Genomic DNA, 14,415 nt, shown 5'->3' with positions numbered 1-14,415 from the left:
CCTTGCTCAGTGGCTTGGGCTCAATGGCCCAGATAGACGTCAATGACCTTGGGATCGTTCTGGACCTTGTCCATCGACCCTTCCGCCAGGATCTTTCCCTGGTGCATCACGGTGACTTTGTCGGCGATGCGCTTGACGAAGTCCATGTCGTGCTCGATCACGATGAGCGAGCGGTTCTTGGCGATGCGTTGCAGCAGCTCGGCGGTGAGTTCGCGCTCGCGCACGCTCATGCCGGCGATGGGCTCGTCCAGCATCAGCAGTTCCGGGTCTTGCATCAGCAGCATGCCGATCTCCAGCCACTGCTTCTGGCCGTGCGACAGCAAGCCTGACTCGGTGTGCAACTGATCCTTCAGGCCGATCTCTTCCACGACCGACTGGATGCGGGCCTTGACCTCGTCGGTGCAGCTGAAGGACAGGGCGCCGAACACGCTGCGGCCACGGGGAAAGGACACTTCCAGGTTCTTGAAGACGCTGAGGTTTTCGTAGATGGAGGGCGTCTGGAACTTGCGGCCGATGCCAGCGCGCACGATCTTGTGCTCTTGCATCTTGGTCATCTCTTTGTTCTTGAACTTGATGCTGCCGCCAGACGCTTTCGTCTTGCCGCAGATCAGGTCCAGCAAGGTGGTCTTGCCCGCGCCGTTGGGGCCGATGATGACGCGCAGCTCGCCACGGTCCACGTACAAGGTCAGGGCATCGATGGCCTTGAAGCCATCGAAGGACACGGTGAGGTCTTCCACCGCGAGGACGAAGTCAGTGTTGCTCATGATTCAGTCGTTCCTTGTGGCGATCAGGCTTGCTGGTTGCTCATGCCGTTGGGCATTTGCGGGGTGGGCGGCGTGGCCTGTGCCACGGCGGCCACGGGCTTGCCGTCCTCGGCTTCACGGGCCTTGCGGCGTGCCTTCTCGGCGGCCAGGTCCACGCGGCGCTTGGCGGCCCAGGGCTTGATCTTTTCTTCGTACAAACCGGCCAGGCCGTTGGGGAAGGCCATCACCACACCGATGAACAGCGCGGCCATCAGGAAGAGCCACATGTCAGGGGCGGTTTCCGAGAAGTAGGTCTTGCCCGCGTTCACCAGCAAGGTGCCGTACACCGCACCGACCAGGCTCATGCGGCCACCGACCGCCGCAAAGATCACCATCTCGATCGAAGGCACGATGCCGACGAAGGAGGGCGACATGAAGCCCACTTGCAAGGCAAACATGGCGCCGCCAATGCCCGAGATGCCCGCCGCCAGGCAGAAGGTGAAGACCTTGAACATCGACACGTCGTAGCCCGAGAAGCGCACGCGGTCTTCCTTGTCGCGCATGGCCAGCAGCAGGGTGCCCAGCTTGCTGGTCTGAACCCATTTGCACAGCAGGATGCAGCCCAGCAGCAGGCCAGCGTTCACGAAGTACAGGATCAGCTTGGCGCTGTCGGTGCGCGTGTCCCAGCCCAACACGGTCTTCAGGTCGGTCATGCCGTTGACGCCGCCGGTGTAGCCCTGCTGGCCAATGATCAGCACCGTCAGGATCAAGGCCACGGCCTGCGTGATGATGGCGAAGTACACGCCACCCACGCGCCGTTTGAACATGGCGTAGCTGATGATGAAGGCCAACAAGGTGGGCACCAGGATCACGGCGATCAAGGTGAGTGGCAGGCTTCGGAAGGGCTCCCAGAACAGGGGCAACTCCGTGATCTGGTTCCAATCCATGAAGTCGGGGATGCCGGGGGTGGACTGGATCTTGGTGGTCTCCGGGTCAGAGGCTTCCAGCTTGAGGAACATGGCCATGCAATAGCCCCCCAGGCCGAAGAACACGCCCTGGCCCAGACTCAAGGTGCCGCTCCAGCCCCACAGCATCACCAGGCCGATGGCCACGAAGCCATAAGTCAGGTACTTGCCCACCAGGTTCAGGCGGAAGATGTCCATGGACAGCGGGAACACCACCAGGATTACCAGGGCCAGCAAAAGTATGCTGCCAAGACCGGATGATCGAAGGGAATTGAGAAGTGATTTGGACATCGTAGGTCTCGAACGTAGTGCGATGAGATGCGTTTCAGCGTAAGGGTCTTATGGTCCGCTCCCAATACGTTGAATGACGTATTCATACGGCGGCCTGTCAAAAACCAGGTTGGCACAGTGGAGATGTTCAATGGCGCCGACAGGCGCGCATACTCCGACGCGCACCAGGCCGGTGATCTGTATCCCAGGTCGGCAGGCCGTCATTTAAATCAGGGGATCAGCATGTTTAAATTTCTTGTCGCTGTTGCGGGCTTGGTTGCCTGCTTCTCAGTTCAGGCCAAGGAGTACACGTTTTCTGCCGTTGAGGCCAATGGCTCGCCGATGACCTTCAGAATCGACTTCGGCCTCCGGTTCCTCCCATGGCCGGAGGATTCACCATTTTTGCCAGAGGTCAGTACGCTGGCCGATGGAACCATCGTTCACCGTTTCGATAGTGATCTCAAACCATGGGCTATTCAGTCCTATTGGGAGGTGGACAGGATGAACATCGACACCAGCTTCGGTGGGGCCTCTGAATACGACCACGTGGTCGTGGACAGCATGCTGCGTCCGGATAACACCACGGCCTTGCGTATTCGAAATGACTACGAGGCATACATTGGACACACTTTTGCCGCGTGGACCCTGGATGTCGAGTTCAGCTGCGAATGCAGTGATCTTTATGTTTCGGAACTGTCTCCGGATCTCCTTGATCACGCTCACTTGCGTGCCGGCACCGCGCAACTAAATACCTGGACTAGCAAAAGTGCCGTGTTCACTGCAGTGCCCGAGCCAGACGCGCTTGCACTTGTTTTGGCTGGCCTGGTCGTCAGCGGCGTACTTTGGAAGCGAACAAGCCTTGTGGCCGCACCATCAGGATCAGCACGATCAGCGAAAGCGTGAGCACCTTGGCCATCGAGCCGGTGATGAAGAACTCGGCAATCGACTGCGTCTGTGCGATGCCGAAGGCCGAGGCCACGGTGCCCAGCAGGCTGGCCGCACCACCGAAGGTCACCACCAGGAAGGCGTCCACGATGTAGAGCGAGCCGGAGGTGGGGCCGGTGGAGCCGATGGTGGTGAAGGCCGCACCGGCGATACCCGCGATGCCGCAGCCGATGGCGAAGGTGAGGCGATCGGTGCGGCTGGTGTTGATGCCGATGGCGTTGGCCATCATGCGGTTGGAGACCGAGGCGCGAACACGCAGACCCCAGCGTGATTTGTACAGCGCGAGCATCACGCCAGCGGTGACCAAGGCCGTCAAGCCCATCACGAACATGCCGTTGATGGGGATGTCCAGGCCCTCTTTCGGTGCCCACGAACCCATCAGCCATTCGGGCAGGGTGGGGCTCACTTCTTTGGGGCCGATGAAGGTGCGGAAGCATTGCTGCATGCCCAGGCTCAAGCCCCAGGTGGCGAGCAGGGTGTCCAGCGGGCGCTTGTACAGGTGGCGAATCAAGGCCCATTCGGCGAGGTAGCCCACCGCAAAGGCGAAGATGAAGGCCAGCACGATGGCGCAGGGGAAGTAATAGGGCATGAAGTTGGGGTACTTGACCTCAACATAGCTGGACACCATGTAGATGGTGTAGGCGCCGATGGTCATGAACTCGCCGTGCGCGAGGTTGATCACGCCCATCTGGCCGAAGATGATGGCCAGGCCGAGGCCCATGAGCAGCAACACAGAAAACAGGCTGAGGCCTGCGAATCCCTGCATCACGCTGATGTTGAGTATTTCTGAAAGAGTCATGAGGATCCTCGTCGCACGCCACGGTCATATATCAAGCGCACACCGCGGATCCGGCTCAGCCGGTCCGCTGGTGTGGCCCCCTTGAGGGGGACGGCCGGAAGGCCGTCGGGGGTGGGCTATTGATATCCCTTGGGGAAAGGATTGGGTTCGATCAAGTCCTTGGATTCGGCCACGACCTTGAAGGTGCCATCAGGCATGCCTTGCGCGATGCGGGCCTTGCTCCACAAGTGGTGGTTCTCGTGCAGCTTCACGTACCCTTCTGGTGCGATCTTCAGCTCGATGCCTGGGGATGCGGCCACGACCTTGTCCACGTCGAAGCTGCCCGCCTTTTCAACAGCGGCTTTCCACAGCCAGGGGCCGAGGTAACCGGCTTGGGTCACGTCGCCGATCACCGATTTGGGGCCGTACTTGGCCTTGAACGCGGCAACAAACTTCTTGTTGTTCTCGTTGTCCAGGCTTTGGAAGTACTTCATCGACGAGTAGAAGCCCGCGAAGTTTTCGCCACCCACGCCGAGCATTTCGTCTTCCGTCACCGACAGGGTCAGCAGGAACTGCTTGGCGCCGGTGATGCCAGCGGCCTTGAGCTGCTTGTAGAAGGCCACGTTCGAGCCACCCACCACGGCCGCAAAGATGCAATCGGGCTTGGCCACCTTGATCTTGTTGATCAGGGAGTTGAAGTTGGTGTTGCCCAGTGGGTAGTACTCTTCACCCACGACCTTGCCCAGCTTGCCCACCGTCTCGATGTGCTTGCGCGCGATCTTCATCGAGGTGCGGGGCCAGATGTAGTCGGAGCCGACCAGGAAGTAGGTCTTGGCCTTCTTCTCTTTCGAAGCCCAGTCCAGGCCCCAGATGATCTGCTGCGTGGCTTCTTGGCCGGTGTAGATCACGTTCTTGGATTGCTCCAGGCCTTCGTAGAAGGTGGGGTAGTACAGCAGGCCGTTTTCTTTCTCGAAGACGGGCAGCACGGCCTTGCGCGAGGCCGATGTCCAGCAACCGAACACGGCAGCGACGTGGTCGTTGACGAGCAGCTTCTTGGACTTCTCGGCAAACGTGGGCCAATCAGAGGCGCCGTCTTCCTTGATGACTTTGATCTTGCGGCCCAGGATGCCGCCCATCGCGTTGATCTGGTCAATGGCCAGTTGCTCGGCCTGGATGGAGCCGGTTTCCGAGATCGCCATGGTGCCGGTTGCGGAGTGCAACTGGCCCACGGTGACTTCGGTGTCGGTGATGGCCAGCTTCGTCGTGTTGATCGCTGAAGTGGCGGGGGCGGCTCCGTGGCTCAGCCCCGTCATGCCCACGAGGGGAAGGGCACCAATGCCCTGCAACAGGCGGCGGCGGTTTTGCTGATTGGAATCGTCACGGTCATTCGACATGGAAAAGCTCCTTGCACACAAAAAGGGACTACGGATGCCACGCCTTGGTGCATGCATGATTTCGTGCATGCACTGTCGGTGTGACCATGGCCTTCACAGTAAGCAAGAGTCGGTCTTCCTTGAATACGTCATTCAACGTAGTCGGCGCGGTGGATCGCTTCTTGCAATTGCCATAGAGTCTTCACTCCACGGGGCCAGTTGTGTCCGTTGCTCGGCAGAAGATCTTTCGCATTCGACGTGACTACAACTCCTGGGTGGCCAACGAGACCCTGGAGGACTACGCCCTTCGCTACACGCCACGCACCTTTCGCAAGTGGTCGGAGTTCCGCGTGGCCAACACGGCTTTTGGCGCTGTGTCCTTTCTCGCGCTGGAGGCCATTGGCGGCGCCATCGCGCTGAACTACGGCTTCTCGAACATGCTGTGGGCCACGCTGGTGGTGGGCCTGATCATCTTCATGACGGGCCTGCCCATCAGCTATTACGCGGCCAAGTACGGGGTTGACCTTGATCTGCTGACGCGCGGTGCGGGTTTTGGCTACTTGGGCTCCACGCTCACCTCGCTGATCTACGCCAGCTTCACCTTCATCTTCTTCGCGCTGGAGGCGGCCATCATGGCGCTCGCCTTGCAGATGGTGTTCGATTGGTCATTGCCGGTGTGTTACCTGGTGTCCTCGCTGGTGATCGTGCCACTGGTCACGCACGGCATCACCCTGATCTCACGATTGCAGTTGTGGACGCAGCCGCTGTGGGCACTGATGTTCGTGTGCCCCTTTGTGATCGTGGCCATCAAGCGGCCCGAGGCCTATGTGGAGTTCACCGGCATGGTGGGCCGCAGCTCAGGCAGCAGTGATTTCAACCTGATGGCCTTTGGCATGGCGGCCACGGTGGTGTTCTCGCTGATCGTGCAGGTGGGCGAGCAGGTTGATTTCCTGCGCTTTTTGCCCGAGAAAACCAAAGAGAACCGGGTGCGTTGGTGGGCCGCCGTGCTGGTGGCCGGGCCCGGCTGGGTGGTGCCCGGCATGCTCAAGATGATCGGCGGCGGCTTCCTGGCCTTCCTGGCTTTGCAGCACCATGTGCCCGCCCACAAGGCCATGGAGCCCACGCAGATGTACCTGGCCGCGTTCAGCGAGGTCTTCACCTCGCCCACCTGGGCGCTGGGCAGCATGGTGCTCTTCGTCATCGTCTCGCAGGTCAAGATCAACGTCACCAATGCCTATGCTGGTTCGCTGGCCTGGTCCAACTTCTTCGCGCGGCTCACGCACAGCCACCCGGGCCGCGTGGTGTGGCTGGTGTTCAACGTGCTGATCGCGGTCATGCTGATGACGCTGGGCGTGTTCGGGGCGCTGGAGCGGGTGCTGGGCTTGTACGGCAACGTGGCCATCGGCTGGGTGGGTGCCCTGGTGGCCGACCTGGTGATCAACAAGCCCCTGGGCTGGAGCCCCAAGCACATCGAGTTCAAGCGCGCTTATCTGTATGACCTGAACCCCGTGGGCCTGGGCGCCACCTTGCTGGCCACCTTGATGGCCTTCGCGGCGCACGCGGGCATGTTTGGCGAGCTGGCCCAGGCAGGATCGCCTTTCATCGCCTTGATCACGGCCCTGATCGCCTCGCCCTTGCTGGCCTGGACCACCAAGGGGCGCTATTACCTGGCCCGGCCCAACAAGACACCCTGGGCGCCCGGCCAGATGGTGGCCTGCTCGGTGTGCGAGAACCAGTTCGAGTCCGAAGACATGGCCACCTGCCCGGCCTACGATGCGCCCATCTGCTCGCTGTGCTGCACGCTGGAGTCGCGTTGCCACGATCGGTGCAAGAGCCGATCAAGCGCGGCCGAGCAGGTGTCTGATGCGCTGACGGCGGTGCTGCCGCTGCAGCTGTCCAGCCGCATCAACTTCCGGGTGGGGCATTACCTGGTGGTGTTCTCTTCGCTGGCGGCCGTGCTGGCGATGGTGCTGGGCGTGGTCTATTACCAGGAGGGCGTGGTGAACCACGTGGTGGATGCCGTGAACAGCCCCACCGTGGCCATGCTGGAAGGCCCCTTCATCAAGGTGTATGCGCTGTTGCTGCTGGCCGCGGCGGTGTGCTCGTGGTGGGTGGTGCTGGCCTCGGAAAGCAGGCACCTGGCGCAAGACGAAAGCAACCGGCACAACCAGTTGCTGCAGTTGGAAATCGACGCCCACCGCCGCACCGATGCCGCCTTGCAAGCCGCCAAAGACCTGGCCGAGGCCGCCAACCAGGCCAAGACGCGCTACGTGGCCGGCATGACGCACGAGCTGCGCACGCCGCTCAACAGCATCATGGGTTATGCGCAGATCCTGCTCAAGGACGAGCAGCGGCAAGGTTCTGGCCGCGAGGCTTTGAACACCATCCAGCGCAGCGGCGAACACCTCATGGGCCTGATCGATGGCCTGCTGGACCTGGCCCGCATCGAAGCTGGCCGCCTGCGGCTGGACCCCGTGCCATTGCCCCTGCGCGAGTTCCTGGACGATGTGGTGCGCATGGTGCAAACGCAGACCGAGGCCAAGGGCCTGGACTTCGCGCTGGAAACCCGTGGCCGCGTGCCCGCCTGGGTCTACGCCGATGCCAAGCGCCTGCGCCAGATCCTGCTCAACCTGCTGAGCAACGCCGCGCGCTTCACCTACAAGGGCCGCATCACGCTGATGGTCGATGCGCGCCGCGAGGTGCTGCGCTTCGAGGTGATCGACACCGGCATCGGCATCGCGCCTCAGGATCTGGACCGCATCTTCCTGCCTTTCGAGCGTGGCAGCGCGGGCCGCCGCAGCAGCGAACCCGGCACAGGACTGGGCCTGACCATCACCCACCTGTTGACCGAGTTGATGGGCGGCGAGCTCAGCGTGAAGAGCGAGCTGGGGCAGGGCAGCACCTTCACCGTGCGCATGTACCTGCGCGAGATCGCCGAGCCCGCGATGCCGCCGCAATCGGCCCTGGCCGCGCGCCCGCGTCACTTGCCCATCACGGGCTACAGCGGCGAGCGCCGCACCTTGTTGGTGGTGGACGATCAGCCCATCCAGCGCCAGATGCTGGCCGGCATGTTGCTGCCTTTGGGCTTCATCCTGCGCGAAGCGGCCAGTGGCCAGGAGTGCCTTGAAAGCGTGCGCGAAGCCTGCCCCGACGCGGTGCTGCTCGACATCACCATGGACGATGTCGATGGCTGGCAAGTGGCCCGGCAGATCCGCGCGGCCGGTTTCACCGATGTGCCCATCATCATGGTCTCGGCCAACGTGTTCGAGAACCGGCCCGAGAACCTGCAGGCTTCGCAATGCCAGGCTTTCATCGCCAAACCCGTGATCGAATCCGAACTGCTGGACACCCTGGGCGAGCACCTGAACATCGAGTGGAGCACCGAGTCTGCCGCCTTGCCGCTTCACTTGCTGACCCAGCGCAGCAACGATGCCGAGGCCATCGGCGCACCCCGCCTGACCGCCAGCGACTTGCCCGCCGACGTGGTGGCCGAGCTCTGCCGCCTGGCCCGCATCGGGCATTTGCGCGCCTTGCGCCAGAAGCTGACACAACTGTCTGAGCGCTATCCGCAATGGCAAAGCGAGTGGGTCAACCTGTCCCACCTGGCCGACCAATTCGAGTTCGACACCCTGATCGATCGTTTGAACCCCGTGATCTCTGAGGATGCTTTGGATGAGCCCCAAGCCTGAACCCCACCTGGGCACCGTGCTGGTGGTGGACGACGCCGTCGACACCCTGCGCATGCTGTGCGATGCCTTGGCCAACGAGGGCTACACCGTGCTGGTGGCCCGCGATGGCCAGCAGGCGCTGGAGCGTCTGTCCCTGATCCTGCCCGATGCCATCCTGCTGGACGCGGTGATGCCCGGCCTGTCGGGCTTTGAGACTTGCAAGCAGATCAAGGCCCACGAGGTGTGGTGCAAGATCCCGGTGATCTTCATGACCGGCCTGTCTGAAACCGCCGACGTGGTGGCCGGTTTTGACGCGGGTGGCGTGGACTACGTGGTCAAGCCCGTGCGCATTGAAGAGGTGCTGGCGCGCCTGGCCACGCACCTGCGCAACGCCTGGGGCACGCGGCCCCGGCTGGACCTGGCCGCGCTCACCCCGCGCGAAACGGAGGTGTTGTCCTGGTTGGCCAAGGGCAAGACCAACCGCGACATCGCCGAGATCCTGGGCCTGAGCCACCGCACGGTGAACAAGCACCTGGAGCACATCTTTGAGAAGCTGGGGGTGGAGACGCGCGCGGCGGCGGCGGCCTTGGCCAGTCGGGCGGTGCTGGCCTGATCACCCCGAGGTGCGCCCCTCTGGCTTCCACGGGCTCAAATGGCTAGACTGCCCAGCGTTCAACACAAATTCGGGAGTCACATCATGAGCCGTTTGCAAACTTTGCTGTCTGTCGCGCTGCTGGCGGGCGTCGCCACCCACGCCAACGCGGACCTGGCCTACACCTTTGACAGCGATGCCCAGGGGTTCACCGTCAACGTGCCTGCGGGCGAGTTGAGCCACGAAGCGGGTGGCTACCTGCGCATCAAGGACCTGACGGGCGACACCAATGTGTCCCTCATCCTGCCGGGATCGGCGGTGGCGGGCGGCTGGCTGTCCTACGTGGGGGGCACCTTGTCGTTCGATGCCCGGATGGAGTCGCCCATCGATTCCTACTGGCCAGAATTTGGCACCATCACCTTGTCTTCAACGGTCGGCTCACTCGCCGTGGATGTGGCCGTGGGTGACGCGCCTGGTCTGGGGTGGGCCACCTACTCTGTGGTGCTGGATGCCGCCAACTGGTCCACCTCGCCCGAGGTGCTGGCCAGTGTGCTGGCCAATTTGCAGCAGGTTGACATCAGCATGGAAGCTGGCAATGGCCCGATCGAATTGCTGCACATCGACAATGTGACCTTGAGCACGGCCGTGCCTGAGCCTGGCACCTGGGCGATGTCCCTCATGGGCTTGATGGCTCTGGGATGGGCGGTTCGTCGCCGCGCTTGACCGCAGCAAGCTCAGTTGGCCACCACCAGCTGAGCTTCGCCCTCGGTCTGCACCACCTGGTGGCCATCGACCTTCAAGCTGCCTTCCACGAACCAGCGCACGGCGCGCGGGTAGACAGCGTGCTCCTGCTTGAGCACCCGCGCCGACAAGCTCTCGGGCGTGTCGCCCGCCAACACCGGCACGGCCGCCTGCGCCACGATGGGGCCATGGTCCAGCTCCGGCGTCACGAAATGCACCGTGGCTCCAGCCAGCTTGCAACCCGCCTCGATGGCGCGCTGGTGTGTGTGCAGGCCGGGAAACGCGGGCAACAGCGAGGGGTGGATGTTCAGCATGCGGCCCTCGAAGTGCCGCACAAAGCCCTCGGTCAGGATGCGCATGAAACCGGCCAGCACCACCAGGTCGGGCGCGAAGCCATCAATGGTGCGTGCCAGCTCGGCGTCAAAGGCCTCGCGGGTGTCGAACTGGCGGTGGTCCACCGACGCCGTGGCAATGCCCCGGTCGGCCGCGAAGCGCAGGCCCGTGGCCTCGGCCTTGTTGCTGATGACGGCGGCAATGCGCGCCGGCCAGTGTTCCGAGGCACACGCCTCGACAATGGCTTCCATGTTGGAGCCGCGTCCGGAAATCAGGATGACGATGTTTTTCATGCGGCGTAGAGTGTAGTGGCACCCTGTGGAGTCCTTCATGAACCTGTCCCGATCCGGCAAAGCGCTGTGCGCCCTGTATGTCGCCCTGGCCGTGGTGGCCCTGGTGGCCACCTGGTCCTTCAACCTGCAGTTTTTTGCGCTGCCCGACAACGGTGGCCTCGTCGGCTTTGTCCGTGGGGGCTATGCCAACCCCGCTGCGGCCTCGCTCACCAATGACCTGTTCCTGCTGGGCGCGGCCTGCACGGTCTTCATGTTCACCGAATCCCGGCGCCTGGGCATCCGTTTTGTGTGGGTCTACGTGATTTTGTCGTTCGTGATTGCCGTCAGCGTGATGTTCCCGCTGTTCATGGTGGCCCGCCAGCTCCGCCTGGAAGCAGCCCGACCCTGATCGCCCCGAGGCAAGGGGGCTGCGCCTACAATCCGCATCCTCCCCCCTTTGATCAGAAAACGCGCCAGATCCTGCCATGACCCAACGAGTTCTCACAGGCATCACCACCACCGGCACCCCGCACCTTGGCAACTATGTCGGTGCCATCCGGCCCGCCATCGCGGCCAGTCGTGAGCCCGGCGTCGAAAGCTTCTTCTTTCTGGCCGATTTCCACGCGCTGATCAAGTGCGACGACCCGGCCCGCATCGAGCGCTCGCGCATCGAGATCGCGGCCAGCTGGATCGCGGCGGGCCTGGACCCGGAGCGCGTCACCTTCTACCGCCAGAGCGACATCCCCGAAACCCCCGAGCTGACCTGGCTGCTGACCTGCGTGACCGCCAAGGGCCAGATGAACCGCGCCCACGCCTACAAGGCGTCTGTGGATGCCAACGAGGCGGCGGGTGAAGAGCCCGACGCGGGCATCACCATGGGCCTGTTCAGCTACCCCATCCTGATGGCGGCCGACATTTTGCTGTTCAACGCCCACCGCGTGCCCGTGGGCCGCGACCAGGTGCAGCACATCGAGATGGCCCGCGACGTGGCCCAACGCTTCAACCACGTCTTTGGCGCGGGCAAGGAGCTGTTCGTGCTGCCCCAGGCCGAGATTGAAGAGGCCTTGGCCACCTTGCCCGGCCTGGATGGCCGCAAGATGTCCAAGAGCTACGACAACACCGTGCCGCTGTTCCAGGGCGGTGCCAAGGCCTTGAAGGATGCCATCGCGCGCATCGTCACCGATTCGAAGCTGCCGGGCGAGCCCAAAGACCCTGAAGGCGCGCACCTGGTCACCATCCACGACGCTTTCGCCAGTGCTGAACAACGCGCCAGCTTCCACGCCGATCTGCGTGCTGGCCTGGCCTGGGGCGAGGCCAAGCAGCGTGTGGTCGATCTGATCGAGGCCCACGTGGGCCCGATGCGCGAAAGGTATGAGCACCTGATGGCCCACCCGGAGCAGATCGAAGAGATCCTGCTGCTGGGCGCCCGCAAGGCGCGCGCGGTGGCCACGCCCTTCCTGGCCGAGTTGCGCGATGCCGTGGGCTTGCGCAAGATGGTGGCCGTGGCCGCGCCCAAGGCCGACCAGGCCGCGCAGGCCGTCAAGTCGTCCGTGCCGGTGTTCAAGCAATACCGCGAGGCCGATGGCCAGTTCTATTTCAAGCTGACCACGGCTGATGGCGGGCCGCTGCTGCAAAGCCAGGCCTTTGCTGAAGGCCGCGAGGCGGGCACCTGGGTCAAACGCTTCAAACAGGAAGGTGCTCAGGCGCTGGCGGGCGCCCCGGTCGAGTTGGCTTCGGGCGTGACCCAAGCCGATGTTGAAGCCGCCTTGAGCGCGCTCGTTGCAGCGCAGGACTGAAAACGCCACCATGGCCGGCATCCACATCACGGACATCGAATCGGCCATCAACTGGTGGCGCGAGCGCAGCCCGTCGGTGGACGGCATCCAGTCGTGTCCCCAGGTGGGCGCGCTGGCCGAGGTGTACGCCCTCATGGTCTATTACCGCGAGCCCTCGTGTGACGAGGCCACCATGCCGCCCAAGGCCAAACAAGCCTGGCTGGATTGGTATGGCACCACGCCCGACACGCCCTGCATCGCGATCTGCTCTACCAGCCAGGGCGACGACATCTGCAAGGGCTGTGGCCGCACCTTTGACGAGGTCCAGCTTTGGCCCGAGATGACCCCGGGTGAAAAACGCGGCACCTGGCGCCGCATCACCATGGAGTCCAGCGCCTGGCGCTTCAACCGCTATTCAGAGCGGGCCCGCGAAGGCGTGGCCGCGCCTGCGCCCGATGACGGCGATCAAACGACCTGATTGACACCGGCTGCGGTGGCGGCGGCTTTCTTCCTGGCTGGCTTGAACACGGCCTTCCACAAGAATGGCCAGATCGCCCAGGCGAACATCGCCAGATCGGCGCGGCCAATGCAAGGCAATTCGGTGCCGCGCTGCCAGGTCGGGTTGCGCTGTTCAAAGTAGGCCACGTCGGGCTCGCGCGCTTTCAGCTCATCGTCAATGCCAGCCACGTCCTGCTTCAGGCAATTGGCGTTGTCGCCAAAATCCAGCGTCATCAAGGCGTGGTCCAGCTTGCCGGGGAACAGGGCCTCGCAGTAGTTGATCACCAATGCCTTCAGGTGCGGGTTGTCGTCTTGTCCGCGCTTGGGGTAGTGCTCGGGGAAATTTTTGGTCAGCAGCAGGTAGGTCTTGTAGCCCTTGGAGATCAGCAGCCAGTATTGGCGTGAGAAGGGGCGCTTGAGGGCCTCGGTGAACAGCTTGAGCGCAAAGGCCGTTTGCAAGCTGCGCGAACCCCAGTAGGCCTTCTCGATGATGGTGTCGCCGCTGAACAGGCCGCGCACCGTGCGCCCCTGGTGCTGGAACTCGTGGATGCCCAGCGTTGAAAACCCCACGATCTCGTCCGTCGATTTCTTGCGGACCAGGAACACGCCGTCCTTTTTGCTCAGGTCGCTCATGAAGGTGTCCATGGGGCCATTGGCATAGTTGGCCGAGAAGATGGCGTGCATGCGCATGATGTCGAACACGCTGAGCGATCGGACTTTTTGGTAGTGGGTGCTGAGCATGGGGGGGCCGGTCTCGGGCAACTTTGTGTGATGTATTTCGCGTCTCGGCCTATTCTCGAAGTGCGCTGTGGATCGCCTTCGAGGGCGAACCCTTGTCTTCGCCGGTCACCCCCTTGCTTGAGGGGGGGTGTTTGAAACATGATTAATTTCTCTCTAAGTGTTTGTATGAATGGTGTTTGAAAATGGCGATTCTGTGCAGCGACTAGAATCCGCCGCACACGTCACCAGGCCCCCCATGAACAAGAACGAAGTCTCCACTGATGCGCTTTTCAATCCCCATGTGCCGGGCATCGACTACGGCGTGCTGGACTCCCTGGTGGGCTACGGTGTTCGGCGTGCGCAACTGGCCCTGAACGACCTGTTCATCCAGTCTCTGGCCCCCTGGAACATCACCCCGCCCCGGTTTTCGGCGCTCGTCATCGTTTCGCGCAACCCCGGCCTCAAGCTCACCCAATTGGCCAAAGTGCTGGGCATTGCCCGCTCCGGCGCCGTGATGCTGGTCGATGCGCTGGAAGACCTGGGTTACGTTGAGCGCCTGGACGTGCCCGAAGACCGCCGCGCCTTTGGCCTGGCCCTGACCGCCAAGGGGCAGACCGACCTGGTCGCCATCACCCAGGCCGTGGTTCAGCAGGACCAATTGGCCGCGCGGCCATTGGGCTCGGCCGGTTCCGAGCAATTGCTGGCCATGCTCCAGCAGTTGGCCAACCCGAACCGGTGAGTG

14 protein-coding genes are annotated in these 14,415 nt (G+C 62.8%); 8 read left to right on the top strand and 6 right to left on the bottom strand.

What is annotated here, in order from left to right:
• Positions 1 to 20: 20 nt before the first annotated feature.
• Both urtD and urtC read right to left on the bottom strand, forming a co-directional pair.
• Entirely contained in the window at positions 21 to 764 is a 744-nt protein-coding gene (gene urtD, locus Q7V20_RS15095) for an urea ABC transporter ATP-binding protein UrtD (RefSeq protein WP_304792785.1), read from the bottom strand.
• A gap of 23 nt (positions 765 to 787) precedes the next feature.
• The gene (gene urtC / locus Q7V20_RS15090) at positions 788 to 1,999 is read right to left on the bottom strand and encodes an urea ABC transporter permease subunit UrtC (protein ID WP_304792783.1); all 1,212 of its coding nucleotides are present in this window, start codon (positions 1,997 to 1,999) and stop codon (positions 788 to 790) included.
• Between the two features lie 222 nt (positions 2,000 to 2,221).
• On the opposite strand from urtC, the gene Q7V20_RS15085 reads away from it, so the two are divergent.
• Positions 2,222 to 2,881 (top strand): hypothetical protein, encoded by a 660-nt coding sequence (locus Q7V20_RS15085; protein WP_304792780.1) that lies wholly within the window; start codon positions 2,222 to 2,224, stop codon positions 2,879 to 2,881.
• Here Q7V20_RS15085 and urtB read toward each other — a convergent pair.
• On the bottom strand, positions 2,808 to 3,722 hold the full coding sequence (gene urtB / locus Q7V20_RS15080; protein ID WP_304792778.1) for an urea ABC transporter permease subunit UrtB: 915 nt from the start codon (positions 3,720 to 3,722) through the stop codon (positions 2,808 to 2,810). The genes Q7V20_RS15085 and urtB overlap by 74 nt on opposite strands.
• A 116-nt stretch (positions 3,723 to 3,838) precedes the next feature.
• On the bottom strand, positions 3,839 to 5,095 hold the full coding sequence (gene urtA, locus Q7V20_RS15075) for an urea ABC transporter substrate-binding protein (protein ID WP_304792775.1): 1,257 nt from the start codon (positions 5,093 to 5,095) through the stop codon (positions 3,839 to 3,841).
• Between the two features lie 200 nt (positions 5,096 to 5,295).
• On the opposite strand from urtA, the gene Q7V20_RS15070 reads away from it, so the two are divergent.
• From Q7V20_RS15070 to Q7V20_RS15060, 3 genes are all read left to right on the top strand, one after another.
• Positions 5,296 to 8,763, top strand: a complete 3,468-nt coding sequence (locus tag Q7V20_RS15070) for an ATP-binding protein (RefSeq protein ID WP_304792772.1) — start codon at positions 5,296 to 5,298, stop codon at positions 8,761 to 8,763.
• Entirely contained in the window at positions 8,747 to 9,355 is a 609-nt protein-coding gene (locus Q7V20_RS15065; RefSeq protein ID WP_304792768.1) for a DNA-binding response regulator, read from the top strand. The genes Q7V20_RS15070 and Q7V20_RS15065 overlap by 17 nt, the downstream gene beginning before the upstream one ends.
• 84 nt (positions 9,356 to 9,439) lie before the next feature.
• Complete coding sequence (locus tag Q7V20_RS15060) at positions 9,440 to 10,057, top strand: laminin B domain-containing protein (RefSeq protein ID WP_304792766.1); 618 nt, start codon at positions 9,440 to 9,442, stop codon at positions 10,055 to 10,057.
• A gap of 11 nt (positions 10,058 to 10,068) precedes the next feature.
• Here the strand turns inward: Q7V20_RS15060 and purN are convergent, their stop codons facing one another.
• On the bottom strand, positions 10,069 to 10,701 hold the full coding sequence (gene purN, locus Q7V20_RS15055) for a phosphoribosylglycinamide formyltransferase (protein WP_304792848.1): 633 nt from the start codon (positions 10,699 to 10,701) through the stop codon (positions 10,069 to 10,071).
• Positions 10,702 to 10,738: 37 nt separating this feature from the next.
• Here purN and Q7V20_RS15050 point away from each other — a divergent pair, with 37 nt between their 5' ends.
• The 3 genes from Q7V20_RS15050 to Q7V20_RS15040 all read left to right on the top strand — a co-directional run bounded on the left by Q7V20_RS15050 (position 10,739) and on the right by Q7V20_RS15040 (position 12,933).
• Positions 10,739 to 11,089, top strand: a complete 351-nt coding sequence (locus tag Q7V20_RS15050) for a DUF2834 domain-containing protein (RefSeq protein ID WP_304792763.1) — start codon at positions 10,739 to 10,741, stop codon at positions 11,087 to 11,089.
• A gap of 76 nt (positions 11,090 to 11,165) precedes the next feature.
• Entirely contained in the window at positions 11,166 to 12,476 is a 1,311-nt protein-coding gene (locus Q7V20_RS15045; RefSeq protein ID WP_304792761.1) for a tryptophan--tRNA ligase, read from the top strand.
• Positions 12,477 to 12,486: 10 nt separating this feature from the next.
• A complete protein-coding gene (locus Q7V20_RS15040) occupies positions 12,487 to 12,933 on the top strand; it encodes a DUF3717 domain-containing protein (protein WP_304792758.1) in 447 nt (148 codons plus the stop codon).
• Here Q7V20_RS15040 and Q7V20_RS15035 read toward each other — a convergent pair.
• On the bottom strand, positions 12,921 to 13,694 hold the full coding sequence (locus Q7V20_RS15035) for a hypothetical protein (RefSeq protein WP_304792755.1): 774 nt from the start codon (positions 13,692 to 13,694) through the stop codon (positions 12,921 to 12,923). The genes Q7V20_RS15040 and Q7V20_RS15035 overlap by 13 nt on opposite strands.
• A gap of 235 nt (positions 13,695 to 13,929) precedes the next feature.
• Between Q7V20_RS15035 and Q7V20_RS15030 the strand changes: the two genes are divergently transcribed.
• Entirely contained in the window at positions 13,930 to 14,412 is a 483-nt protein-coding gene (locus Q7V20_RS15030) for a MarR family winged helix-turn-helix transcriptional regulator (protein WP_304792752.1), read from the top strand.
• The last annotated feature ends 3 nt before the right edge of the window (positions 14,413 to 14,415 follow it).

This window comes from Aquabacterium sp. (genome assembly GCF_030652515.1).
GTDB lineage: Bacteria > Pseudomonadota > Gammaproteobacteria > Burkholderiales > Burkholderiaceae_C > Aquabacterium.
The sequence above is the reverse complement of the archived record's forward strand: the minus strand, read 5'-3'. Positions and strand labels throughout refer to the sequence as shown.

Bases quoted from the DNA above. Each gene is read 5' to 3' on its own strand.
- purN (WP_304792848.1), bottom strand. From the start codon at position 10,701: ATGAAAAACATCGTCATCCTGATTTCCGGACGCGGCTCCAACATGGAA.
- Q7V20_RS15030 (WP_304792752.1), top strand. From the start codon at position 13,930: ATGAACAAGAACGAAGTCTCCACTGATGCGCTTTTCAATCCCCATGTG.
- Q7V20_RS15035 (WP_304792755.1), bottom strand. From the start codon at position 13,694: ATGCTCAGCACCCACTACCAAAAAGTCCGATCGCTCAGCGTGTTCGAC.
- Q7V20_RS15045 (WP_304792761.1), top strand. From the start codon at position 11,166: ATGACCCAACGAGTTCTCACAGGCATCACCACCACCGGCACCCCGCAC.
- urtB (WP_304792778.1), bottom strand. From the start codon at position 3,722: ATGACTCTTTCAGAAATACTCAACATCAGCGTGATGCAGGGATTCGCA.
- urtA (WP_304792775.1), bottom strand. From the start codon at position 5,095: ATGTCGAATGACCGTGACGATTCCAATCAGCAAAACCGCCGCCGCCTG.
- Q7V20_RS15040 (WP_304792758.1), top strand. From the start codon at position 12,487: ATGGCCGGCATCCACATCACGGACATCGAATCGGCCATCAACTGGTGG.
- Q7V20_RS15065 (WP_304792768.1), top strand. From the start codon at position 8,747: ATGAGCCCCAAGCCTGAACCCCACCTGGGCACCGTGCTGGTGGTGGAC.
- Q7V20_RS15050 (WP_304792763.1), top strand. From the start codon at position 10,739: ATGAACCTGTCCCGATCCGGCAAAGCGCTGTGCGCCCTGTATGTCGCC.
- urtC (WP_304792783.1), bottom strand. From the start codon at position 1,999: ATGTCCAAATCACTTCTCAATTCCCTTCGATCATCCGGTCTTGGCAGC.
- Q7V20_RS15060 (WP_304792766.1), top strand. From the start codon at position 9,440: ATGAGCCGTTTGCAAACTTTGCTGTCTGTCGCGCTGCTGGCGGGCGTC.
- urtD (WP_304792785.1), bottom strand. From the start codon at position 764: ATGAGCAACACTGACTTCGTCCTCGCGGTGGAAGACCTCACCGTGTCC.
- Q7V20_RS15085 (WP_304792780.1), top strand. From the start codon at position 2,222: ATGTTTAAATTTCTTGTCGCTGTTGCGGGCTTGGTTGCCTGCTTCTCA.